The organism is Novosphingobium sp. BL-S-33 (assembly GCF_056857025.1).
Map to the genome: position 1 here is coordinate 2,956,395 of NZ_CM166474.1, position 22,860 is coordinate 2,979,254.

20 protein-coding genes are annotated in these 22,860 nt (G+C 64.8%); 10 read left to right on the plus strand and 10 right to left on the minus strand.

The annotated features are described in order from the left end of the window. The first annotated feature begins 123 nt into the window (after positions 1-123). Genes lepB through AC1VVM_RS13780 form a run of 4 tightly spaced genes read left to right on the plus strand, consistent with a single transcriptional unit; the run spans position 124 to position 3,610 of the window. Complete coding sequence (gene lepB / locus AC1VVM_RS13765) at positions 124-996, plus strand: signal peptidase I (RefSeq protein ID WP_482955190.1); 873 nt, start codon at positions 124-126, stop codon at positions 994-996. Beyond that, the gene (gene rnc, locus AC1VVM_RS13770) at positions 997-1,665 is read left to right on the plus strand and encodes a ribonuclease III (RefSeq protein WP_132385603.1); all 669 of its coding nucleotides are present in this window, start codon (positions 997-999) and stop codon (positions 1,663-1,665) included. Further along, on the plus strand, positions 1,662-2,600 hold the full coding sequence (gene era, locus AC1VVM_RS13775; protein WP_482955191.1) for a GTPase Era: 939 nt from the start codon (positions 1,662-1,664) through the stop codon (positions 2,598-2,600). Before rnc ends, era begins: the two co-directional genes overlap by 4 nt. Further along, complete coding sequence (locus AC1VVM_RS13780) at positions 2,600-3,610, plus strand: SGNH/GDSL hydrolase family protein (RefSeq protein WP_482955192.1); 1,011 nt, start codon at positions 2,600-2,602, stop codon at positions 3,608-3,610. The genes era and AC1VVM_RS13780 overlap by 1 nt, the downstream gene beginning before the upstream one ends. Here AC1VVM_RS13780 and AC1VVM_RS13785 read toward each other — a convergent pair. Then, positions 3,607-5,025 (minus strand): MFS transporter, encoded by a 1,419-nt coding sequence (locus AC1VVM_RS13785; RefSeq protein ID WP_482955193.1) that lies wholly within the window; start codon positions 5,023-5,025, stop codon positions 3,607-3,609. The two genes, AC1VVM_RS13780 and AC1VVM_RS13785, sit on opposite strands and share 4 nt — an antisense overlap. Before the next feature lie 206 nt (positions 5,026-5,231). On the opposite strand from AC1VVM_RS13785, the gene AC1VVM_RS13790 reads away from it, so the two are divergent. Beyond that, positions 5,232-6,740: an ArnT family glycosyltransferase gene (locus tag AC1VVM_RS13790; protein WP_482955194.1), complete on the plus strand. Its 1,509-nt coding sequence runs from the start codon at positions 5,232-5,234 to the stop codon at positions 6,738-6,740. A 2-nt stretch (positions 6,741-6,742) separates the two neighbouring features. On the opposite strand, the gene AC1VVM_RS13795 is transcribed toward AC1VVM_RS13790, so the two are convergent. The 5 genes from AC1VVM_RS13795 to plsY all read right to left on the minus strand — a co-directional run bounded on the left by AC1VVM_RS13795 (position 6,743) and on the right by plsY (position 12,190). Further along, positions 6,743-6,922: a hypothetical protein gene (locus AC1VVM_RS13795; protein ID WP_482955195.1), complete on the minus strand. Its 180-nt coding sequence runs from the start codon at positions 6,920-6,922 to the stop codon at positions 6,743-6,745. Continuing rightward, positions 6,919-9,537: a type I DNA topoisomerase gene (topA, locus tag AC1VVM_RS13800; RefSeq protein ID WP_482955196.1), complete on the minus strand. Its 2,619-nt coding sequence runs from the start codon at positions 9,535-9,537 to the stop codon at positions 6,919-6,921. Before topA ends, AC1VVM_RS13795 begins: the two co-directional genes overlap by 4 nt. 127 nt (positions 9,538-9,664) lie before the next feature. Then, complete coding sequence (locus AC1VVM_RS13805; RefSeq protein ID WP_482955197.1) at positions 9,665-10,387, minus strand: glycerophosphoryl diester phosphodiesterase membrane domain-containing protein; 723 nt, start codon at positions 10,385-10,387, stop codon at positions 9,665-9,667. An 82-nt stretch (positions 10,388-10,469) separates the two neighbouring features. Continuing rightward, positions 10,470-11,606 carry a DNA-processing protein DprA gene (gene dprA / locus AC1VVM_RS13810; protein WP_482955198.1) on the minus strand — a complete coding sequence of 379 codons (1,137 nt, stop codon included), beginning with the start codon at positions 11,604-11,606 and terminating at the stop codon, positions 10,470-10,472. Beyond that, positions 11,603-12,190 carry a glycerol-3-phosphate 1-O-acyltransferase PlsY gene (gene plsY, locus AC1VVM_RS13815; RefSeq protein ID WP_482955199.1) on the minus strand — a complete coding sequence of 196 codons (588 nt, stop codon included), beginning with the start codon at positions 12,188-12,190 and terminating at the stop codon, positions 11,603-11,605. Before plsY ends, dprA begins: the two co-directional genes overlap by 4 nt. 109 nt (positions 12,191-12,299) lie before the next feature. On the opposite strand from plsY, the gene murI reads away from it, so the two are divergent. From murI to AC1VVM_RS13835, 4 genes are all read left to right on the plus strand, one after another. After that, positions 12,300-13,133 carry a glutamate racemase gene (murI, locus tag AC1VVM_RS13820; RefSeq protein WP_482955200.1) on the plus strand — a complete coding sequence of 278 codons (834 nt, stop codon included), beginning with the start codon at positions 12,300-12,302 and terminating at the stop codon, positions 13,131-13,133. Continuing rightward, the gene (locus AC1VVM_RS13825; RefSeq protein WP_482955201.1) at positions 13,130-13,945 is read left to right on the plus strand and encodes a hypothetical protein; all 816 of its coding nucleotides are present in this window, start codon (positions 13,130-13,132) and stop codon (positions 13,943-13,945) included. The genes murI and AC1VVM_RS13825 overlap by 4 nt, the downstream gene beginning before the upstream one ends. A 188-nt stretch (positions 13,946-14,133) precedes the next feature. Beyond that, positions 14,134-15,348, plus strand: a complete 1,215-nt coding sequence (gene hemA, locus AC1VVM_RS13830; protein WP_132385615.1) for a 5-aminolevulinate synthase — start codon at positions 14,134-14,136, stop codon at positions 15,346-15,348. 168 nt (positions 15,349-15,516) lie between these two features. Continuing rightward, the gene (locus tag AC1VVM_RS13835; protein WP_482955202.1) at positions 15,517-16,620 is read left to right on the plus strand and encodes an NADH:flavin oxidoreductase/NADH oxidase; all 1,104 of its coding nucleotides are present in this window, start codon (positions 15,517-15,519) and stop codon (positions 16,618-16,620) included. A 67-nt stretch (positions 16,621-16,687) separates the two neighbouring features. Here the strand turns inward: AC1VVM_RS13835 and AC1VVM_RS13840 are convergent, their stop codons facing one another. The 4 genes from AC1VVM_RS13840 to AC1VVM_RS13855 all read right to left on the minus strand — a co-directional run bounded on the left by AC1VVM_RS13840 (position 16,688) and on the right by AC1VVM_RS13855 (position 21,279). Next, positions 16,688-17,899, minus strand: a complete 1,212-nt coding sequence (locus AC1VVM_RS13840) for a type III PLP-dependent enzyme (protein ID WP_132385617.1) — start codon at positions 17,897-17,899, stop codon at positions 16,688-16,690. A 397-nt stretch (positions 17,900-18,296) separates the two neighbouring features. After that, positions 18,297-19,475, minus strand: coding sequence for a carboxynorspermidine decarboxylase (locus tag AC1VVM_RS13845; RefSeq protein ID WP_132385618.1), 1,179 nt, complete (start codon positions 19,473-19,475; stop codon positions 18,297-18,299). A gap of 31 nt (positions 19,476-19,506) precedes the next feature. Beyond that, positions 19,507-19,857 (minus strand): DMT family protein, encoded by a 351-nt coding sequence (locus AC1VVM_RS13850; protein WP_482904387.1) that lies wholly within the window; start codon positions 19,855-19,857, stop codon positions 19,507-19,509. A 210-nt stretch (positions 19,858-20,067) separates the two neighbouring features. Continuing rightward, positions 20,068-21,279 carry a saccharopine dehydrogenase family protein gene (locus AC1VVM_RS13855; RefSeq protein ID WP_482955203.1) on the minus strand — a complete coding sequence of 404 codons (1,212 nt, stop codon included), beginning with the start codon at positions 21,277-21,279 and terminating at the stop codon, positions 20,068-20,070. A gap of 350 nt (positions 21,280-21,629) precedes the next feature. On the opposite strand from AC1VVM_RS13855, the gene AC1VVM_RS13860 reads away from it, so the two are divergent. After that, positions 21,630-22,850, plus strand: coding sequence for a BtaA family protein (locus AC1VVM_RS13860; RefSeq protein WP_482955204.1), 1,221 nt, complete (start codon positions 21,630-21,632; stop codon positions 22,848-22,850). Positions 22,851-22,860: the final 10 nt, after the last annotated feature.

The following is a 22,860-nucleotide window of genomic DNA, read 5'->3' on the forward strand; positions in this document are numbered from 1 at the left end:
TTGGCCAAGACCATTGTTGCAGACCAATCATCCCCGGATGATGACGATTTTGGTCGATCAACGTCGCCAATTCGGCGGGATTGCGCTTGACGGAAGCGCGCGCGCGCAACAAGGGTTTGCCTCATGAGCGAAACCGACACAGCGGCCTCCGCAAACCCCACCCCAAACCCCGGTGCAGCCACGTCGGCCGCGCGCGACAAGCGCTCCGATCAGCCCGCCAAGAAGGACGAGAGCTTCCTCGCGTTCCTGTTCTGGCTGGTGCTCGGCGTGGTGGTGCTGCGCAGCTTCATCATCTCGCCGTTCAACATCCCGAGCGAATCGATGCTGCCGCGCCTGCTCAATGGCGACTACCTGTTCGCCACCAAGTGGTCCTACGGCTATTCGAAGTATTCGCTGCCGTTCAGCCTGCCGCTGATCCCGGGCCGCGTCTTCGCCAGCCAGCCCGAGCGCGGCGATGTGGTGATCTTCAAGGCCCCTCCCGGCAACGACGTGGACTACATCAAGCGCGTGATCGGCCTTCCGGGTGACGAGATTCAGGTCAAGGGCGGTCAGGTCTGGATCAACGCCAAGCCGGTGCCGCGCGTGAAGCAGCCCGATTTCGCGCTGCCCGTCACGCCCAATACCCATTGCTACGCCCCCGAGTTCGAGGGCACCGACGCCAAGGGCGGCCCGGTCTGCAACTATCCGCAGTACCGCGAGACGCTGCCGAACGGAAAGAGCTACAACGTGCTCGACCTCGGCCACACGCCGCAGGACGATACCGGCGTCTATGTCGTGCCCGAAGGCCATATGTTCCTGATGGGCGACAACCGCGACAACTCGCTCGACAGCCGCTTCCCCGCCGTCGAAGGACAGGGCATCGGCATCGTTCCGCAGGACAATCTGGTCGGCCGTGCGGCCATCATGATGTTCTCCACCGACGGTTCGGCCAGCTGGTTCGAACCCTGGACCTGGTTCACAGCGGCGCGCTGGAGCCGCATCGGGAGCTTGATCTGAGTGCTTGACGCGCAGGATCGCGCCTTCATCGCCGAAATTTCGGGCGCCGTGCCCGCCGACGAAGCCCTCTGGCTCGCCGCGCTAACCCACGGCAGCACCGGCGAGAAGCGCAACTACGAACGCCTCGAATTCCTCGGCGACCGCGTGCTTGGGCTCACGGTCGCCGAATGGCTTTACGAGAACAGCGAAGAAGCGGAGGGCCGCCTCTCGCAGCGCCTGAACGCGCTTGTCGCCCGCGCCACGTGCGCGCTGGTGGCGCGCGGCATCGATCTGGGTCCGCGCATGCGGCTGGGCAAGCAGGCGCGCGACGATGGCGGGCTGGACAGCGACAACATCCTTGGAGACGTGATGGAAGCGCTGATCGGCGCCTGCTTCATCGAGCGCGGCTTTGAATCCGCGCGCGCCATGGTGCGCAAGCTCTGGCACGATGCTATGCAGGGCAAGGCCGGGAAGCGTAAGCACCCCAAGTCCGCGCTACAGGAATGGGCAGCCGGCAATCGCCGGCGAATGCCCGAATACAAGCTGGTCGAGCGCTCAGGCCCCGACCATGCCTCGAAATTCACTGTCGAGGTTTCGATTCACAATGTCGGCTCGGCGCGCGCAACCGCGAACTCCAAGCAGGATGCGGAAACGCACGCCGCCGAGGAATTCATGAGGAAATTCGGATGAGCCAGGACGGCGCTCCCGAGAATATTGGCGAGAATAACGGCTTGCCCCAGAAGTGCGGCCTCGTCGCGGTCATCGGCGCGCCCAATGCGGGCAAGTCGACGCTGGTCAACGCGCTCGTCGGCCAGAAGGTGGCGATCACCTCGGCCAAGGCGCAGACCACCCGCGCCCGCCTGATGGGCATCGCGCTGGACGGTCCGGTCCAGATCATCTTGGCCGATACTCCCGGTATCTTCGCCCCCAAGCGCCGCCTTGACCGCGCAATGGTCGCCGCCGCCTGGGAAGGCGCGCAGGAGGCCGACGCGGTCCTGCTGGTGGTCGATCCGATCAAGAAGCGCCGCCACGAGCTGGAGCCCCTGCTCGAATCGCTGGCGACGCGCCCGGAACGCAAGATCCTGGTCATCAACAAGGTCGATGCCGGCGCTAAGGAACCGTTGCTGGTGCTGGCGCAGGAACTGACCGGCAAAGTCCAGTTCGACGAAGTGTTCTTCGTCTCGGCGCTCTCGGGCGACGGCGTGCCGGAACTCAAGACGCACCTCGCCGGGCTGATGCCCGAAGGCCCCTGGCACTATCCCGAGGATCAGGTCTCCGACGCCAGCGAGCGCCTGCTCGCCTGCGAAATCACGCGTGAGCAGCTCTACCGCCAGCTTCACGAGGAACTGCCCTACGATGCCGCCGTGCGCCCCGAAGCCTACGAGCAGCGCAGGGATGGTTCGGTGGAGATCCGCCAGCAGATCGTCGTCACCCGCGACAACCAGCGCGCCATCGTGCTGGGCAAGGGTGGCTCCAAGATCAAGGCGATTGGCGAAGCGGCGCGCAAGGAACTCGCCGACGTGCTGGGCCAGAAGGTCCACCTCTTCCTTCACGTGAAGGTTGAGGAAAACTGGGCCGACGCACGCGACCTCTATGAGGAAATCGGACTGGACTGGGTGAAGTAATGCCAAGGAATACCCTGGCGGGCTTGACCGCCACGGCATTGTTGCTCGGCGGCTGCGCCACATCGTTCACGACTGCCCACGCCGCCCAGGCGGATCCCACCGCGCAAGTGGAAGAGACGCTGGCCGGCCAGCGTTACGTCGCCATCGGCTCGTCCTTCGCGGCCGGGCCGATGCTGCCGCCCGCCAAGGGCGGCGCGCCGGCGCGCTGCGGGCAGAGCCTCAACAACTATCCCTCGCTGCTGGCCGAACGCTTCGGCATGGTGCTCACCGACCGGTCGTGCTCCGGCGCGACGACCGACAATGTGCTGGGCCCCTGGGGCGACATTGCGCCGCAGATCAACGCGGTGACGCCGCAGACCCGGCTGGTCACGCTCACCATCGGCGGAAACGACCTCAACTACGTCGGCAACCTGTTCAACGCGTCCTGCGCCTATCGTGCGAAACAGTCGCTTGCGGCGGGCGGCAAGCCGCGCCCTTGTGCGGCGGTCAAGATCCCGACCGAATACGACTATGCGCGCGACGAAATGCAGCTGATGGAGATCGCCCGGCGCATCCGCACGCAGGCACCCCATGCGCGGCTCGTCTTCGTCCAGTACCTGACCCCGCTGCCCGCGCCCGGCAAGCTCTGCGCCGATACGCCGATCAGCGAGGAACACGCCGCGATCGTGCGCCAGATCGGCGTTCGTCTGGCCGACATCACCACCCGCGTAGCCTCAGCCAACGGCGCCGTGCTGGTGGAAATGAACCAGTCCTCGGCCACGCACACGCCTTGCGACGCGATGCCGTGGATGATCGGTTCTCCCGATGGCTATGACGGTCATCTCGGCCTGCAGTGGCACCTCAACTATGCGGGCATGGAAGCCACCGCCAACGAAATCGCCTGGTGGCTGACGCGCGTTGGGGTCAAGTCGGTGCGGCCCAACCTGCTGCCGCAGCCGGTGCCACTCGTGGTGCCGCCGCCCGTGCCCCCGCAGACGACGTCCCCGACCGGCACCCGCAACCGTAACTAGGCCTTCTCCGCCAGCCTCCACCGCACGAGGCTGGCGAAAGCCGCCACGGCCGCCAGCACCGCGCAAGCGAGCATCGGCACCGGGCCCTCTCCCAAACCCAACGACAGCGTGATGCCGACCAGCGCCGCACCCAGCGTCTGGCCGAAGAGGCGACCTGTCGCGAGTAGTCCGCCCGCCGCCGCCGCGCGCTCACGCGGCGAGTTACCGACGATCATGCGCGCATTGGGAGAGAAGAACAGCGAGAAGCCGAGTGCGGCGACCACCAGTCGCCATGCAATCGCGACCACGCCTGCATGATCGGGCAGGAACGCCAGAAAGCACAGGCCGGCCACGGCAATGATCATGCCGATCAGCCCCATGATCGAGGGCGAGGCATGATCCGAAAGCCAGCCCGCAATCGGCGCCACCACCAGCATGGTGAGCGGGAACGGCAGGACCAGCAGGCCGACTTCCTGCGGCGTGTAGCCCATCCCCTGCTCCAACCGGAACGGCAGCGCTACGACCAGCGCGGCCGAACCGACGAAGGCGGCGATGGCGGCCAGTGTCGACAGGCCGATCGACGGCATGGCCAGAAGGTCGACCGGAAACACCGGGTTCGTCCGCTGCCGCTCGCGCCAGGCCAGCGCCAGTGCCGAGCCGAGGCCCGCCAGCGCGATCACGACGCCAAGAGCGACCATGCCGCCATGGGCGGCCAGTTCGATGCCGCCGATCAGCAGGGCGAAGCTCGCCGCGCTCCACAGGCCCGAACGCCAATCGAACGGCGTGGATCCTCGCACGGGGTCCGGCAGGAATCGCCCGATCAGCAGCGACAGCGCCGCCAGCGGCACCGCCGCCACAAAGACCCAGCGCCAGTCGGCATGGGCCACGATCAAGCCGCCCAGAACCGGCGCGAGCGCGTTGGAACTGGCGACGATCACCGAGTTGATGCCCAGCCCGCTGCCAAGGCTGCGCTTCGAATAGATCTGCCGGATCAGCGCGGCCGACACGCTCATCGCCATGCCCGCGCCGAACGCCTGTCCCGCGCGCACGATTAGCAGCGTGGGCAGCGAGTGGGCCAGAAACGCCAGTGCCGAAGCGGCCATGAAGATCAGCTGCCCGGTCTGGTAGACCCGTCGCAGGCCCAGCCGCTCGCCAAGGTTGGCGAAAGGCAGCAGCGCCATGACCATGACCAACTGGTAGACCGTCACCACATTGACGACGACGCCTTGCTCCACCGACAAGTCGCGAGCGATGGTGGGCAGCGCGACATTGGCAATCGTGCCGTCCAGCACGAAAAGCGCCGTGCCGAAGGAAATCGCCACGATCGCCCAGAGCCGGCGCGGCATTTCCAGACCGGTGTCGATATCGGCCATATCGGGCGCACCGATGTCGGATTGCCGGGCCTCGGGCGCATTGGCCCGACCATCATCTCGCATTTGCAGCATGTCTTGACCAACGCCCCAAGGCCGCCTTCGAAGCAAGTCCGGCGCTGTAAGAAATTGTCGCAGGCTGCGCCGCAAAGGCAAGCTGCTGATTCCGACCCGTGGCGGCGTCTCTAAATTGCCATCTTCAACTTCCATGACGAAGCGGCGACATCATTGCCCCATCCTGCGGCGGGCGCGGACAATACGAAGGGTCGACCATGATCGCAGCAACCGGGCGCCTGTTTGCCCGTACCGGACGGATTGTCCGCCCGGGCATGGCATCTCCCGCACTCTACATCGTCGTCGGCCTTGTGGTGCGGCTGATGATGCTGGGCAAACCTGCCTTCCAGTCGGACGAGCAGTTCTATCTGCTGGTCGGCCAGCGCATGGCGGCGGGCGCGCTGCCCTTCGTCGATATCTGGGACCGCAAGCCCTGGGGCCTCTTCGCGATCTATCGCGGGGTCTACCTGCTGCCCTTCGACCCCGTGTTGACCTATCAACTGCTGGGGCTGGCGTGCTCGGTGCTGACCGCGCTGGTGATCGAGCGCATGGCCCGCTGGATCGCCCCGCCGCGCGCCGCGCAGGCAGCGGGGATCGTCTATCTGCTCTGGCAGGTCGTATTCAACGCAGCGCTAGGGCAGGCTCCGGTGTTCTACAATCTGCCGGTGGCACTGGCCGCGATGCTGACGATCGAGGCCTGCCAACGGGTCCGCGATCCGCTGCTGGGACGGCGAGCGCTCGTGCCGATGCTGCTGCTCGGCCTGGCCATGCAGGTCAAGTACACGGTGCTGTTCGAGGGGATCGGCTTCGGCCTGCTACTGCTCGCGCGCGGCCGTGCCGATGGCTGGCGGCTGCCACGCCTTGTCGCCACCGGAGCGCTCTGGGCTTTCGTGGCCCTGCTGCCGACGATCGCGGTCGCCGCCGGCTATGCCATGGCCGGGCACTTCGATGCTTTCGTCCAGAGCAACATGCTGTCGATTTTCGGCCGGGCCACCGACCATGCCGACGCTTTTGCCCAGCTCGGCAAGGAAGTGCTGGCGATGACGCCCTTTGCGCTGGCGATCCTGCTCGCGCCCTACCGCCTCTCGCCGATCCGGCTCTCCACCTCGCGCGGCGAGCGGCCGGGGGTGCTTCCGGCCCTGCGGATCTGGGCGCTCTTCGCGATCGGCGGTTTTCTGGTGTTCGGGACCTGGTACGATCACTACCTTGGCCCGGTTCTGGTGCCGCTGTCCGTGCTCGCCGCACCTGCCCTTGCGCGGACGCGCAAGGGTGAGCGCTGGTACGGCAACCTGCTGATCGGCCTTGGCCTGATCGGCGCCGTGCTGGTGCCCGCTTTCCAGATCCGCGAAAAAGGCACGGCAGCCGATTTCGCGCTGGCGAGCGATCAGGTCGCCCGCGAACTCCACGGCCGCTGCCTCTACGTCTATGAGGGCGACAGTGCGCTCTACCGCACGACGAACGCCTGCATCCCCACCCGCTTCGCCTATCCCAGCCACCTCAATGCCATGAACGAGGCCGGTGCGCTGGGGGTCGATCCCAGCGCCGAAGTCGGGCGCGTGTTCGATACCCGCCCGGGCGTGGTCGTGGTGGACGAATCCGGCCGCCCGAACCTGCCCAACCTCGCCACCCGCGCGCTCGTCCGCCAGCGGCTTGCCGCGGCCTACGAGCGCTATGCGGGGGTGACCCTCGGCACCCGCCAATACGGGCTATACCGCCTCAGGGCGTGAGCTTAGCGGGCCTTGGCGACGGCGAACCCATGCTGGCGCGCCGCCTCCTTGGTCGATTCCTCGGTGCGGTTGAGAGCCTTGGCGATCTCCTTCAGACCCTTGCCCTTTCCGGCAAGGACCTGAAGCTTCTGAAGCTCTTCGGGCTTCCACGGCTGCTTGTGCTTGGCGATCTTGTCGCTCATTCGGCGGCCTCCTTCTTCGCTGCCGCCTTGGGAGCGGCCTTCTTGGCCGGAGCCTTCTTGGCGGGAGCCTTTTTCGCAGCAGGTGCCTTTTCCGAAGCCGCCTTGGCCGGGGCCTTCTTGGCAGCAGCCTTCTTCGGTGCGGCCTTCTTCTTGCCCTTCACGGGCCCCTTGGCAGCCTTGGCATCGATCAGAGCGATCGCCTGCTCGGCCGTCAGATCCTCGGGCTTCTGGTCGCGCGGGAGCGTCGCGTTGGTGGTGCCGTCGGTCACATAGGGACCATAACGGCCCGCCATGACCTTGATCTCACCGGCCGTGGTCGGGTGTGCGCCCAGAACCTTGATCGGCTCCGCCTTGGTGCGCGATCCGGCGCCGCCACGATTGGCGGCATCGGCGAGCAGCGAAACGGCGGCATTCATGCCCGTCTCGAACACTTCGGCGGTATTGCGCAGGCGTGCATATTTGCCGTTGTGCGCCAGATAGGGGCCATAGCGGCCGATGCTCGCGGTGATTTCGTTACCCGTCTCCGGGTGCGGACCGATCGCGCGCGGCAGGCTGAGCAGCTTGATGCCCCATTCCAGCGTCAACTCGTCGATGTCCTTGGGAATCGATGCGCGCTTGGCCTCCTTGCCTTCGCCAAGCTGGATGTAGGGACCGAAGCGGCCGGTACGGCGCACGATTTCCAACCCGGTTTCCGGATCCTTGCCCAGCGCCTCATCATCGCCGCCGCCATCGGCGCTGCCGCCCGGCTGCGCGAACTTGCGCGTGAACTTGCACTCCGGATAGTTCGAGCAGGCGACGAACGCGCCATAACGCCCGCCGCGCAGCGACAGACGGCCCTCGCCGCACTTCGGGCAAAGGCGCGGATCGGTGCCATCAGCCTTGGGCGGGAACAGGTAGTCGGACAGGAATTCATCGAGCGCCTCGGTCACTTCCGAGGGCTTCTTCTCCATGACTTCGTCCGACTTCGGCTTGAAATCGCGCCAGAAGGCTTCGAGCAGCGCCTTCCATTCCTGGCGGCCGCCAGAAACGTCGTCGAGCTCGTCCTCCATGCCCGCCGTGAATTCGTAGGCGACATAGCGCTGGAAGAAGCGTTCGAGGAACGAGGTCAGCAATCGGCCCGATTCTTCCGCGAAGAAACGGTTCTTCTCGGTGCGGACGTAGTTACGGTCCTTGATGACCTGAATCGTCGCCGCATAGGTCGACGGACGGCCGATGCCCAGCTCTTCCAGACGCTTGACGAGGCTCGCTTCCGAGAAGCGCGGCGGCGGCTGCGTGAAGTGCTGTTCGGCGGTGACGTCCTTCTTGGCCGGCATGTCGCCCGCCTTCATGAAGGGCAGCAGGCCCGAATCGTCGTCGTCGGACTTGTTGTCCTGACCTTCCTCGTAAACCGCGAGGAAGCCCGGGAACTTCACGACCTGACCGGTTGCGCGCAGTTCGTGCTGGCCGGTGCCGTCCCGCAGGGTGACCGTGGTGCGCTCAAGGCTGGCCGAGGCCATCTGGCTGGCCATCGCGCGCTTGAAGATGAGGTCGTAGAGACGGCCCTCGTCACCCGAGCCGTAACGGTCCCTGGTGAACTCGGTGGGGCGAATCGCTTCGTGCGCTTCCTGCGCGTTCTTCGCCTTGGTCTCGTAGTGGCGCGGTTTCTCGGGGAGGTAGTGGCCCGAGAAACGGTCCGAGATCGCCGAGCGGCAGGCTGAAACCGCACTCGGGTCCATCTGCACGCCGTCGGTACGCATGTAGGTGATCGCGCCCGCTTCGTAGAGCGTCTGCGCCACGCGCATCGTCTGACTGGCCGAGAAGCCGAGCTTGCGGGCGGCCTCCTGCTGGAGCGTGGACGTGGTGAACGGCGGCTGCGGGTTGCGCTTGTGCGGCTTGGTCTCGACGGATTCGACGCGGAACGCGCCGCTCTCGACAGCGGCCTTGGCGCGCAGTGCCGTGCCTTCGTCGCCGATGCTGAGACGGTCCAGCTTCTGGCCTTCGAACGTCACCAGACGGGTGGTGAAGTCCGTGCCGTCATGCGCCATCTGCGCCGCGACCGACCAGTATTCCTGCGCCGTGAACGCCTCGATCTCGCGCTCGCGGTCGACGATCAGGCGCAGCGCGACCGACTGCACGCGGCCCGCCGACTTGGCGCCGGGCAGCTTGCGCCAGAGCACCGGCGAAAGAGTGAAGCCGAACAGGTAATCCAGCGCGCGGCGGGCGAGATAGGCATCAATCAGGTCCTGATCGAGCTCGCGCGGGTGCTGCATCGCCTTGGTCACCGTTTCCTTGGTGATGGCGTTGAACGTCACCCGCTGCACGTCCTTCGGCAGCGCCTTTCGCTTGGCCAGCAGTTCCTTCACGTGCCACGAAATCGCCTCACCCTCGCGATCAGGGTCAGTGGCGAGGATCAGGCGGTCAGCCTCCTTCGCGGCGTCGGTGATGGCCTTCACCTGGCGCTGTTTGTCTCCGTAGAGTTCCCAGTCCATTTCGAAGCCCTCGTCCGGGCGGACCGAGCCGTCCTTGGGCGGCAGGTCTCGGACGTGACCGTAGCTGGCGAGGACCTTGTAGTCCTTGCCGAGGTACTTCTCGATGGTTTTGGCCTTGGCCGGCGATTCGACGATGACTAGCTGCATTCGTTACTCTTATAGCCCCTACGCGCGCGCTCCCACGCGGGCGCATGTGTGTACACGCATAGGGTGAGAAGCTTTGGGGCGCTTCGTCAAGCACCCCGATGCGACAAAAGGATGTCAGCGGCGGGTATCAAGCGAAGACTTCGGTTTCGGCGCCCGCATTTTCAAGCAAGAGGGCAAAAAGAGCCACGCTCGAACAGACGACGACACCCGAAACGAGATTTTGCAGCACGCTGCCGACAAGCTGAAGCCCCAATTTGGTCACACTGACCTCTGTGGGAAGGCCCTCGCGAAGACTGATAATGCCAATTCCCGCCATGACAGGAAACGTAATTGCCATGATCACCAGCCCGAACAGGCAATAGAATCCTATGATCGTCCACATACGCGACCGAGTCATCTCCCAGCTTTCGGCCATCGCATCGAACACTCCCGTTCCTCGGGCCGTAATCAGCGGGAGCGCCGCAGACCAGCGCGCCATGAGCAGCAGGCCCGGCACGATCAGGAGCAGCATGCCAAAGCAGCTTGCGATACCCATGACGATAGTGGCGCCGAGATAGAGGAAATAACGCCCTCCGGAAAACGAAGTCGTGGCAAAATCGAGGTGATCGAGGATATGCCACACAAGTACATATCCGGCGATGTTGGAGAGGAGCGTTGCAGCAATCGTGGCCGCCAAGCCGCCCCCTGAGAAGGGATATCCGCCGTTGCGCGCAAGCGTGAATTGCAACCCGCTTGTGAGCAAGGCCACGAAGACCGCATAGATGGCTGTGGCTCGCCAATTCGCAACGAAGACGGCAAAAGTTTTGGTGAAGATATCGCCCACTGTGAAGGCGCCCAAATAACCGCTCAAGATGTCCCCCATAAAGAATTCCGCAGTCAAACTGCTGAAAATATACAATGTTTGGCAAGTCGCCCCATCGACCTGCGGATAGTCACCCCAGACTCACCCTGCCTCCGGCGTGGCGGACCAGCCTTCCGGCGATCTCCAGTTCCAGCAATTCCAGTTGCACGACAGACGGGCTTGCTCCGGACTGCCGGATGATTTCGTCCACGGCGACTGGCGCCGTGGTGAGCATTTGGGCGAGCCCGGCCGGCTCACCCGGACCAGCAGGTTCCGAACCGGCTTCTTCCGGCGGCTGCCGCCTTTCGGCCTGGCCTTCCCGAAAAGTCGCGCGCGGCGTCCCGTCGAAATGGGTGAGCAGTTCGATCACATCCGCGACCGACTGAACCAGCACCGCACCATCACGGATGAGTTGGTTGCACCCCTGAGACCGCGGATCGAGCGGTGAGCCCGGTACCGCCATGACCTCGCGCCCCATTTCTCCCGCAAGCCGTGCGGTGATGAGCGAACCCGACTTGGGCGCCGCCTCCACCACCAGCGTTCCCGCCGAGAGCCCGGCAATGATGCGATTGCGGCTGGGAAAGTGGCGGGCCAGCGGCTCGGTACCCGGTGGCTGCTCGGCTATCAGCAGGCCCTCTTTGGCCACGCGCTCCTGAAGCTCTGCGTGTTCGGGTGGGTAGGCAATGTCGATCCCGCTGGCGATCACGCCGATCGTCGCCCCACCGGCCAGCGCGCCCTGATGCGCAGCACCGTCGATCCCGCGCGCAAGGCCGGAGACCACCGTGAAACCGGCCTCCGCCAGCCCTTGCGCGAACCCGCGCGCCAGTCGCACCGCGCCGGCCGAGGCATTGCGCGCGCCGACCACGGCGACACAGGGCCTGCCCAGCAGTGCCGGATCGCCGCGCAGCGTCAGGATCGGCGGGGCGCCCTCGCTCTGGGCCAGCAGGCGCGGATAGTCCGGGGAATCGTGGAAGAGATAACTGGCCCCCGCCTTGCGGATGCGGGCCACTTCCGCCTCGACCAGTCCTTCGGGCGCGGGCTGGTAACGCCGCCCAGCGCGGCCGGCGAGTTCGGGCAAGGCCTTGATCGCCGCCTCGGCGCTGCCGCAGCGGGCAAGCAGCTGACGGTATGTGACGGGACCGATATTGGGCGAGCGCAGCAGACGAATGCGCGCAAACGCCTCGTCCTGCGAGAGTGCGGTCTTGCTGTCCCCCCCGGCTCGACTCACGGCTTCTTGCCGCTCCCGACCTTCGGTTCGGTGCCTGCGCGCAGGCGGGCAATGTTCTCGCGGTGCTGGAAGAGCACAAGCGCCGCGATTACAGCCAATACTCCTGCTGCCTGTCCGTGTCCGAGCGCGAAAGCGGCAATCGGCGCGACGACAGCGGCCGTCATCCCCGCAACGGAACTGATTCGCACTATCAGCAGCAGCCCGATCCAGGTAAGCGCGTAAGCCAGCCCCACCGGCCATGCGAGGCCGAAGGCCACACCCGCCATGGTCGCCACGCCCTTGCCGCCCTTGAAGCCCAGCCAGACCGGGAAGCAGTGGCCCAGGAACGCGCCGAGCGCGCCCAGCCACGCCCATTCCAGCCAGAAATGCGCAGCGATCAGCACGGCGGCGAGGCCCTTCAGCAAGTCGAGCAGCAGTGTCGCCGCCGCCAGCCCCTTGCGGCCGGTGCGCAGCACATTGGTCGCGCCGATATTGCCGGATCCGATCGAGCGCAAATCGCCGCCTCCCGCGATGCGCGTGAGGAGAAGGCCAAAAGGCACCGAACCAAGGGCGTAGCCGAGAACGAGAGGGAGAATCCAATACATGTCCGGCCTCTTAGCGGCTCGAACGCTTTAGGCGAAGTAACTTGCAGCTTTCGAGATTGCCCTTGGCACCCCCGCGCGGTTAACAGTGTGCAAGGTACAGGGAAAAACGATGCCTTCCGAAAGTTCCGCCGTGTCGACCGCCTTGCAGGTCGACCCCGCCGCGCCGATCCTGGTTTTCGATTCGGGCGTGGGCGGCCTCACCGTGCTCGCCGAATTGCGCCGGGCATTGCCGCAGGCGCCAGTGATCTACGCCGCCGATACCGCCGGTCTGCCCTATGGCACCAAGACCGAGGCGCAAGTCGCCGCGCGCGTTGCCGGACTGCTGGGGCGCATGACCGAACGTTTTTCGCCGCGCCTCGTCTGCATCGCCTGCAACACCGCCTCGACCATCGCGCTTGGCATGGTGCGCGAGGTGCTGGAAGTGCCGATTGTCGGCACCGTGCCCGCGATCAAGCCGGCGGCAGCGATGACGCGCACCGGCACCATCGGGCTGCTCGGCACGCAGGCAACGATCCGGCAGGCATACGTCGACCGGCTTGAACAGGAATTCGCCGCCGACAAGCGGCTGCTGCGCCACGGTGCTCCCGAACTGGTAGAGGCGGCCGAAGCCAAGCTGCGCGGTGAACCGGTCGATCCGGCCGTCATTCGCCGCGCCGCAGAGGCCCTGCGCAGCATGCCCGGCGGCACGGAGATCGACACGGTCGTTCTCGCCTGCACGCATTTCCCGCTGCTGGAAGAGGAACTGGCCGAAGCCTTTGGCCCCGGCGTCGCCTTCGTCCACGGCGCACAGGGCATCGCCCGCCAGATCACCCGGCTGACCGAGGGGCAGGACTTTGCCCGCGCGGTCCCCGACCGGGCCCTTTTCACCGGGACCAGAGACCTGACCTCATCTTACGCCATTGCCCTGTCGCGATACGGACTTGAAGGGGGCGGGCTGCTTTGACGCCGACATTCAACGTCTTCGTGCTCGCGCTGCTGCTGCTCGTCGGGCTGCCGCTCTACTGGTTCCAGTTCGACGCCAGCGCGCCCGATGCCCACGCCAGGCCGCTCGACATCGACGAGTTACGCACGCTTGCGAAGTCTATCGACGGCGCGCATCCCACCCAGATCCGTCATGAGCTGATCGGCACGCGCATGTCGCTGCACAACCAGCTCGCGGCCGGAACCGGCCTCCGCCCCATTCGCACCGGCATCCGGGCCTACGAACTGCTGGTGCCCGGCGCGCGTCCAATCGTCATCGACGCCGGCACGACGGCCGAAATCGCCGAGGAAAACAACGTCTCCGAGTTCGATTCCATCGCCCAGCGGCGCGTGGACCACGAAGTCGCACAGGCCGGCTTGCGACTGCAACTGCTGGACCGGCCCTCGCACCGGGGCAATCCCGCGGTCCATTCTCCCGAAGCGCTGCCCTTGCCCGATCTCAGCGACGGCCACCCGCACGCGGTCGCCCCCGGAATCGTGGCCATCCCCCAGCTCGATCTGCCCAATCGCGCCACGATGTACTTCGTGCAATTGGCGGACGGCCGGGAATTTCTGTTTACCGGCGATGTCGCGCAAGTATCCGAAAGCTGGCAGGATTTGCGCCCACCGGCACGGACGTTCGCCGATCTGGGCCACCCCGACAAGCGCATCGCGATCGCGTCATGGTTGATGACCATTCAGGCGCTCAAGCGGGCTGCGCCAAGCCTGGTGGTGATCCCGGGACATGATCCGGCAGCGCCGGACGGTGTGCCTTGGGGTTTCGTGAAATCTTGAGGGCAATCATCTCGAAACCCGCCCCGATGCGAAAATGTCGTCTGCGAGACGATTTATTTCAAGCCGATCCTGAGGCGATATCAATCACCGTAACTGATACAACCGTCTGGTCAGGCTTCGAACGATGCGGTATTGGCGCCCAATAACAGGTAGAAGCCACTTCACGGCCAGTGCAGGATAGAGCCCAGGTGAACTACGAGCACATTTTCGAACAGGCGATCGAACGTCTGCATTCCGAAGGTCGCTACCGCGTCTTCATCGATATCCTGCGCAACAAGGGGGCCTACCCCAACGCCCGCTGCTTTGCCGGCCACAACGGCCCCAAGCCGATCACCGTCTGGTGCTCCAACGACTACCTCTCGATGGGCCAGCACCCCAAGGTGATCGAGGCGATGGAAGAGGCGCTGCACGACGTCGGCGCCGGTTCCGGCGGCACCCGCAACATCGGCGGCAACACGCATTACCACATCGAACTTGAGCAGGAACTGGCGGACCTTCACGGCAAGGAAGGCGCGCTGCTGTTCACGTCGGGCTATGTCTCGAACGATGCCACGCTCTCCACGCTCGCCAAGCTCCTGCCGGGCTGCGTGATCTTCTCGGACGAGCTGAACCACGCCTCGATGATCGCCGGCATCCGCAATTCGGGCTGCGAGAAGAAAGTCTGGCGCCACAACGACCTCGAACATCTTGAGGAACTGCTGGCTGCGACGGACCCGAACCTGCCCAAGCTGGTCGCCTTCGAGTCGGTCTATTCGATGGACGGCGATATCGCGCCGATCCACGCGATCTGCGACCTGGCAGAGAAGTACAACGCGCTCACCTACATCGACGAGGTCCACGCCGTCGGCATGTACGGCCCGCGCGGCGGCGGCATCACCGATCGGGACGAGGCGGCGCACCGCATCAACATCATCGAAGGCACGCTGGGCAAGGCGTTCGGCGTGATGGGCGGCTATATCGCGGCCGACCAGAAGGTGATCGATTGCATCCGCAGCTATGCCCCCGGCTTCATTTTCACCACCTCGCTCTCGCCAGTACTGGTGGCGGGCGTTCTGGCCTCGGTAAAGCACCTCAAGAGCTCCAGTGCGGAGCGCGAGGCGCAGCAGCACTCGGCCGCGACGCTGAAGCAGATGTTCCGCGACGCGGGCCTGCCGGTGATGAACTCCACCACGCACATCGTGCCGCTGATGGTCGGCGACCCGGTCAAGGCCAAGAAGATCAGCGACATCCTGCTGGCCGAATATGGCGCCTATGTGCAGCCGATCAATTTCCCCACCGTGCCGCGCGGCACCGAGCGCCTGCGCTTCACGCCCGGGCCGACGCATACCGAAGCAATGATGCGCAGCCTGACCGATGCGCTCGTCGAGATCTGGGAACGTCTGGAAATGCGCCTCGCCGCCTGACCGGGTCAGAGTGGCTTTCGCGGCCGCAACATAATCTTTTCATGGAAGGGCCCCCGCACGCGCGAGGGGCCCTTTTCATTTGGCCCGGGCACCCCAAGTTGCCTGCCGTCGCAGGCGCCTCTCCGCGCGCCCTCCCCCTAGCTGCGACGACATGACCGGAAGGACCCCATGGCCAAGCTTTTCGAACCGACTTCCCTCGGCAAGCTCCCCCTCGCAAACCGCATCGTCATCGCGCCGATGTGTCAATATTCCGCCGAAGACGGCAAGATGACCGACTGGCATGTCCAGCATCTCGGCAACCTGTCCCAGTCGGGCGCAGCCATCCTCACCATCGAGGCCAGCGCCGTCAGTCCGGAAGGCCGTATCTCCTATGCCGACGTGGGGCTGTGGGATGACGAGACCGAGGCCGCCATGGGCAAAGTACTCGAATCCGTGCGCCGCTGGTCGGACATGCCCATTGCCATCCAGCTCGCCCACGCCGGCCGCAAGGCCAGCACGGCCAAGCCCTGGGACGGAGGCGGTCAGATAGCCCCTCAGGACGCGAACGGCTGGCAGACGGTCTCCGCATCGGACATTCCCTTCCTTCCGCATGAGAACGCGCCTGAGGCGCTCGACAAGGCCGGTCTCGCCCGCATCCGCGATGCCTTTGCCGATGCCGCCCGCCGCGCCGCGCGTCTGGGCATCGACGCCATTCAGCTTCACGGCGCCCATGGCTACCTGCTGCACCAGTTCCTCTCGCCGCTCTCCAACAAACGCACGGACGAATACGGCGGCAGCCTTGAAAACCGCATGCGCTTCCCGCTGGAAGTCTACGACGCCGTGCGCGCCGCCTTCCCGACCGACAAGCCGGTCACCATGCGCGTCTCCGGCACCGACTGGGTCGAGGGCGGCTGGGACATCGAGCAGACCATCGCTTTCGCCAAGGCTCTTGAAGCGCGTGGCTGCGACGGCTTCCACGTTTCCAGCGGCGGCCTTCATGCCGACCAGCAGATCCCGGTCGGCCCGAACTATCAGGTGCCGCTCGCTCACAAGGTGAAGGAAGCGGTGGACACCATGCCGGTGATCGCCGTGGGCCTCATCACCGAGCCCGAGCAGGCCGAGGCGATCCTTGCCAATGGCGAGGCGGACATGATCGCGATTGCCCGCACTGTGCTCTACGACCCGCGCTGGCCCTGGCACGCCGCCGCCGCCCTCGGTGCGCAAATCAAGGTTTCGCCGCAATTCCTGCGCTGCCAGCCGTTTGGCCTGAAGGACTTGCTCACCGCGAACTGAAGCCCAACGGAAAAGGCCCCCGGTCAGCGATGACCGGGGGCCTTTTCTTGTTTCTATCGACAGGCGATCAGCGCAGCGAGACCACGTTGTCCGAAACGCGCGGATCCTTGCGGTCGCCGCTGTAGAGGCTGGCCATCGGCTCGTCCGAGGCCGTCACCACGTCCCCCGTGCCGAAGCCGTTGAACGCCGTGCGCATGGCAGCGCCATAAGCGCCCAGCATGCCCACTTCGATCCAGTCGCCCGCCTTGATGTCGGCGGGGAGCATGAACGGGCCTTCCATGAAGTCAGCATCGTCGCAGGTCGGGCCGTAGAACGAGAACTCCTGAAGGTCCTCCGAACGCTGGCCATCGCGCGCGATGCACTTCACCGGGAAACGCCATGCCACGTGCGCCGCATCGTAGAGCGCACCATAGGCACCCTCGTTGATGTAAAGCTCGTCACCGCGACGCTTCTCGACCTTGACGATCATCGAGCTGTATTCGGCGGAGAGCGCACGGCCCGGCTCGCACCACAGTTCGGCGTTGTACGCGATCGGCAGCGCTTCGAAGTGGCGGTGGATGATCTGGAAGTAGTCTTCCAGCGGCGGCGGTTCCATGCCCGGATAGACCGAGGGGAAGCCACCACCGACGTCGATCATGTCGATAACCACGCCCGCGTCGGCAATCGCCGCACGCGCACGCTCCAGCGCCTGCACATAGGCAAACGGCGTCATCGCCTGCGAACCAACGTGGAAGCACACGCCCAGCCAGTCGGCAACCTGACGGGTCGCCTGAAGCAGCGGCCCGGCGTCGGCCAGATCGATACCGAACTTCGAGGCGAGGCTCAGTTCCGAATATTCCGACGAAACGCGCAGACGCACGCAGAGGCGCAGGTCGGTTGCCTGATTGCCTTCGGCATCGGCGGTCGCTTCGAGGATCTTCTCGACTTCCTCGATGGTATCGAGGCTGAAAGTGCGGACGCCATGCTCGAAATAGGCTTCGCGGATCGCGCTCGCAGTCTTGACCGGGTGCATGAAGCACAGGGTCGCAGCCGGCAGGGTCTTGCGGACCATGCGGACTTCACCGATCGAAGCTACGTCGAAATGCGTGATCCCATTGTCCCACAGGATCTGGATGAGATCCGGCGAGGGGTTCGCCTTCACGGCATAGAGCGACTTGCCCGGAAACTTCGTGGCGAAGAAACGAGCAGCGCGCGCGGCAGCATGCGGGCGATTGAGGATAACGGGTTCGTCAGGCGCGAGGGTGCGCGCTACGGCCGGTGCATCAAGATGTTCGAGCAACTCAAGGGACCCCCAAACGGAATTGTTAGCGAAAAGCTGCCTTGCGGTTTGGAAGTCCCCATGGGGCAGCGAGGGGCCGGATATAGGGCTGAGCGGATGAATCGCAAGTGAAAAAATCGGGCTTTCATGAAAACGTCACATAAGCTTCATGAACGACCGAAATGCGCGCCCTAAATAAGAATTTAGTCTTTCAAAACCAGATGGTTAAACCGTCATTACTGGCCGGCCGGGAATGCCCCGGACAGGCGGAAAAATGCATCGCAATTCACGGTTAAAACGCACCCCTTGCCGTGGGGTTCACGCGACTCGTCCGCGTGGGGGACCGGCCGGGGCACCGGTCGTGGCAGGGGCAGGACGGACCGAGCCGCCCTGCCCCCGCTCAATCAGCGAAGTCCGATCAGCTCAGCCGGGCCCGGAAATCCTCGTAATCGAAGCGGCGGATGCATTCGAGCGAGTCCGTCTCGGAATCCCAGAGCCAGATCGACGGCAGCGGCACGCCATTGAAGGTCGTGGTCTTGACCATCGAATAGTGCGCCTGATCGAGAAACGCGAAGCGCATGCCCGGTTCGGGACGCTCGGGCAGAACATAGTCGCCGATCACGTCACCCGCGAGGCAGGACGGGCCGCCGAGGCGCACGGGCTGGCCATCGCCATCCTCGCGCTCGCCCAGCATGGCGGGGCGATAGGGTGCCTCGATCACGTCGGGCATGTGGCAGGTGGCGGAGATATCGACCACCGCCACCGGCATGCCGTTGTGGCCGATGTCGAGCACCGAACCGACCAGAATGCCGGCATCGAGTGCCACGGCCTCGCCGGGTTCCAGATAGACTTCGGCGCCGGTGTCTTCCTGAAGGTCGATCAGGAATTCCACCAGTTCGTCGCGCTGGTAATCGGCGCGGGTGATGTGGTGCCCGCCGCCGAGGTTGATCCACTTGAACTGGCCGAAGAAGGGTTCGAGGTAATCGAACGCCTTGTCCCAGGTGCGGCGCAGCGGCTCGAAGTCCTGCTCACACAGGGTGTGCATGTGGATGCCGTCGATCATCTCGATGTGATCTTCGGTCAGCTGGTCGATCGGGAAACCGAGGCGCGAGTGCGGCGCGCAGGGATCGTACTTCGGCACTTCGCCTTCGGGGTGCATCGGATTGACGCGCAGGCCGATGTCGAAAGCCTCACCGCGCGCGCGGGCGGCTTCGATCTGCGACCAGAAGCGCTCGATCTGCATCGGCGAATTGAAGATCACATGGTCCGACAGGCGCAGGATCTCGTCGAGATCCTCGGCCTTGTAGGCGGCCGAATAAGTCGCGATCTCGCCATCGTAGAACTCGCTGGCAAGGCGCGCTTCCCACAGGCCCGAAGTGCAGACGCCGTCCAGATACTCGCCGACGATCGGCGCGGTGGACCACATCGAGAAGGCCTTGAGCGCGGAGAGCACCTTGACGCCTGCACGCTCGCCGATGTCGCTCAGCACACGCAGGTTGTCTCGCAGCTTCGCGGCATCGACCACGAAGCTGGGGCTGTCGACGCGCGACAGGTCGAAGTGAACGAAGGCTCCCGGATCGCCGGCGCGGGTTTCCATCACTGAAGTCCTTTGCGAGAGGGGGACGGCCTCAGCCGAACGGCCCCTTGAAGATAAACCATGCCCCCGCCCCGACCAGCGAAAATCCGACCAGCTCGTTGAGCCCCGGCTTCTGGCCGAACAGCACCCATGCCACCAGCACGAAGGCGGTTAGCGAAAAGGCTTCCTGAAGCACTTTGAGCTGCCCCAGCGAATAGACGTGGCTGCCGATCCGGTTGGCCGGCACGGCAAGGCAATATTCGAAGAAAGCGATGCCCCAACTCATCAGGATCGCCATCCACAGCGCCTTGCCCGGCATCTTGAGATGCAGATACCATGCGGTGTTCATGAACAGATTGGAACCCGCGAGCATCGCTATGGGGGCAACGAAAGACCAGTTCATCAATGCCTCAATAGACGCGGATTACGTGCGGCGCCTTGCCGCCCCGTGCTTCGGGGTAGCAGCCATAAAGGCTGTCGTCAGCCTGACATTGGCCCGTGGTCGGCCGCGCTCATATCGGCGCGGCGGAAAACTGCGGACCGTCCTCCGAGGGGCAGGCCGCCAGCGCAAGTGCGCCGGGCCCGCCCGCAGGGACGGTCCGCAGGATAGGCATCAGAACGCCAGCGGGCCGTCGAGTTCCTCGACCGTCCAGGGCAGGCCGTGCTTGTTCAGCATGTCCATGTAGGGATCGGGATCGAACTGCTCCATGTTGAACACGCCTTCACCGCCCCAAGCACCGGTCAGGATCATGGCCGCGCCGATCATCGCCGGAACGCCGGTGGTGTAGCTGACGGCCTGGTTGCCGGTTTCGGCATAGGCGTCTTCGTGGTCGCAGATGTTCTTGATGTAGAACGTCTTCTCGCCCGAACCGTCCAGCGCTTCGCCGGTCGCGATGTCGCCAATGTTGGTCTTGCCCTTGGTGGTCGAACCAAGCGAGCTGGGCTCGGGCAGAACGGCCTTCAGGAACTGGAGCGGAATGATTTCCACGCCGTTGTAGACCACCGGATCGATGCGGGTCATGCCCACGTTCTGCAGCACGGTGAGGTGCTTGATGTACTCGTCACCGAAGGTCATCCAGAAGCGCGCGCGCTCCATTTCGGGGATGAACTTGGCGAGGCTTTCCAGTTCCTCGTGGTACATCATGTACATGTTCTTGGGGCCGACGGCTTCGAAGTCGAAGCTCTGCTTCACGCCCATCGCCGGGGTTTCGACGAATTCGCCGTTTTCCCAGTGGCGGGCCGGCGCGGTGACTTCGCGGATGTTGATTTCCGGGTTGAAGTTCGTCGCGAAGGCCTGGCCGTGATCGCCGCCGTTACAGTCCAAAATGTCCAGCGTGCGGATGGTCTTCAGCTTGTGCTTCTTCAGCCACATCGCAAAGACGGAGGTGACGCCCGGATCGAAGCCCGAACCCAGCAGCGCCATCAGGCCCGCCTGCTTGAAGCGCTCTTGATAGGCCCACTGCCAGTGGTATTCGAACTTGGCCACGTCCTTGGGCTCGTAGTTCGCGGTGTCCATGTAGTGCGTGCCGGTCGCCAGGCACGCGTCCATGATCGCAAGGTCCTGATAGGGCAGCGCGAGATTGACCACCAGCTTCGGACCGATCGAGCGGATCAGCGCCGAGGTCGCCTCAACGTCGTCGGCGTCGATCGCATAAGTGCCGATCGTCACGCCGGTGCGCTGCTTCACCGATTCGGCGATCGCTTCGCACTTGGAATCCGTGCGGCTGGCGAGATGAATGTCGGAAAAGATATCCGGATTCATCGCCATCTTGTGGACCGCGACCGAACCGACGCCGCCTGCGCCGATCACCAGAACCTTGCTCACCAATCTATCTCCTTGAACGCGCAAGCCGCGAAAGGGCCGCATATAGTGCCCCTGTGTGACAACTCAACTGTGAGAGTTTTCTGCCCTCCTCCTTCGTCATTGCGAGGAAGCGAAGCCGACGTGGCAATCCGGAGCGGTTATGCGCGACGACTCTGGATTGCTTCGCTCCGCTCGCAATGACGAAAGGAGGGTGCGGGATGGCTCCGCCGAAACCAGGCGATCACCGGCAACGCGTCAAACCATATCCAACCACGGCTGTCATAATTCGCCATCATCCCGTCATCACGCGGTCACCCGGTGGAGGCATTGCCGCCGTGCCATTACCGATACGGCACCGGGGGACCACTACCATGCCAAACGCACGCCCTGCTTCCGATCTGATCGAGGGAGCGGTCGTCCGCTCGGAATCCTCACGCGCGTCGCGCCTGCTCGACAAGGCCTTCGCCCTTGCCTTCAAGGGGTTGGTCTATGCGCAGATCTGGGAAGACCCGGTGGCGGACATGGCCGCGCTTCAGATCGGGCCCGAAAGCCGCGTCCTGACCATCGCCAGCGGCAGCTGCAATGCGCTTTCCTATCTCACCGCCGATCCGGCCGCGATCACCTGCGTCGATCTCAACACCGCGCATATCGCGCTGGGCCGCCTGAAGATCGCCGCGATCGAGAACCTCGATTACGCCGACTTGCGCAGCTTCATCGCCGAAGCCGACAAGCCGGAAAACGCCGCGATCTACCGCGAGAAGCTGGCCCCGCACCTCGACGAAGCGACGCGCCGCTATTGGGAAGGCCGCGATCTCGCAGGCCGCCAGCGCATTCGGGGCTTTACGCGCGGCATCTACAAGCGCGGCCTGCTGGGCCACTTCATCGGCGCCGCGCACGTGCTCGCCAAGCTCTACAAGATCGACCCCAGCGAAATCCTCGGCGCCGAGACGCTGGAAGAACAGCGCCGCGTGTTCGATGAGCGCTTCGCCCCGATCTTCGAACGCAAGCTGGTGCGCTGGCTGACCGACCAGCCCGCCTCGCTGTTCGGCCTCGGCATTCCGCCCGCGCAGTACGACGCGCTGGCAGGCGGCCACCGCATGGCCGACGTGCTGCGCGCCCGCCTCGAAAAGCTGGCCTGCCACTTCCCGCTGGGTGACAATTACTTCGCCTGGCAGGCCTTCGGGCGCGGCTATGGTCGCCAAGCCAAGGCCCCGCTTCCGCCCTATCTGCAGGAAGCCAACGTGCCGATGGTGCGTGAACGTCTGGGCCGCCTGACCCTGCGCCATGCGAACTTCACGCAAGTCCTCGCGGAAAGCGCGGACGCCTCGTTCGATCGCTACATCCTGCTCGATGCGCAGGACTGGATGAGCGACGCACAGCTGACCGAATTGTGGAGCGAGATCACCCGCACCGCCCGCCCCGGATCGCGCGTGCTGTTCCGCACCGCCGCCGAACCCACGCTGCTGCCCGGCCGCGTACCGGAAGAGATCCTCTCGCACTGGGATTACCGCGAAGACGAATCGCGCACCGCAACCGAGGGCGATCGCTCCTCGATCTACGGCGGCGTGCATCTCTACGTGTTGAAAGGCTGACGGTGACCGA

Excerpts from the sequence above, each read along its gene's own strand:
- AC1VVM_RS13790 (WP_482955194.1), top strand. The coding sequence starts at position 5,232 with ATGATCGCAGCAACCGGGCGCCTGTTTGCCCGTACCGGACGGATTGTC.
- lepB (WP_482955190.1), top strand. The coding sequence starts at position 124 with ATGAGCGAAACCGACACAGCGGCCTCCGCAAACCCCACCCCAAACCCC.
- AC1VVM_RS13835 (WP_482955202.1), top strand. The coding sequence starts at position 15,517 with ATGGCCAAGCTTTTCGAACCGACTTCCCTCGGCAAGCTCCCCCTCGCA.
- AC1VVM_RS13780 (WP_482955192.1), top strand. The coding sequence starts at position 2,600 with ATGCCAAGGAATACCCTGGCGGGCTTGACCGCCACGGCATTGTTGCTC.
- AC1VVM_RS13860 (WP_482955204.1), top strand. The coding sequence starts at position 21,630 with ATGCCAAACGCACGCCCTGCTTCCGATCTGATCGAGGGAGCGGTCGTC.
- AC1VVM_RS13795 (WP_482955195.1), bottom strand. The coding sequence starts at position 6,922 with ATGAGCGACAAGATCGCCAAGCACAAGCAGCCGTGGAAGCCCGAAGAG.
- AC1VVM_RS13850 (WP_482904387.1), bottom strand. The coding sequence starts at position 19,857 with ATGAACTGGTCTTTCGTTGCCCCCATAGCGATGCTCGCGGGTTCCAAT.
- plsY (WP_482955199.1), bottom strand. The coding sequence starts at position 12,190 with ATGTATTGGATTCTCCCTCTCGTTCTCGGCTACGCCCTTGGTTCGGTG.
- AC1VVM_RS13785 (WP_482955193.1), bottom strand. The coding sequence starts at position 5,025 with ATGCGAGATGATGGTCGGGCCAATGCGCCCGAGGCCCGGCAATCCGAC.
- topA (WP_482955196.1), bottom strand. The coding sequence starts at position 9,537 with ATGCAGCTAGTCATCGTCGAATCGCCGGCCAAGGCCAAAACCATCGAG.
- murI (WP_482955200.1), top strand. The coding sequence starts at position 12,300 with ATGCCTTCCGAAAGTTCCGCCGTGTCGACCGCCTTGCAGGTCGACCCC.
- AC1VVM_RS13845 (WP_132385618.1), bottom strand. The coding sequence starts at position 19,475 with ATGGAAACCCGCGCCGGCGATCCGGGAGCCTTCGTTCACTTCGACCTG.
- era (WP_482955191.1), top strand. The coding sequence starts at position 1,662 with ATGAGCCAGGACGGCGCTCCCGAGAATATTGGCGAGAATAACGGCTTG.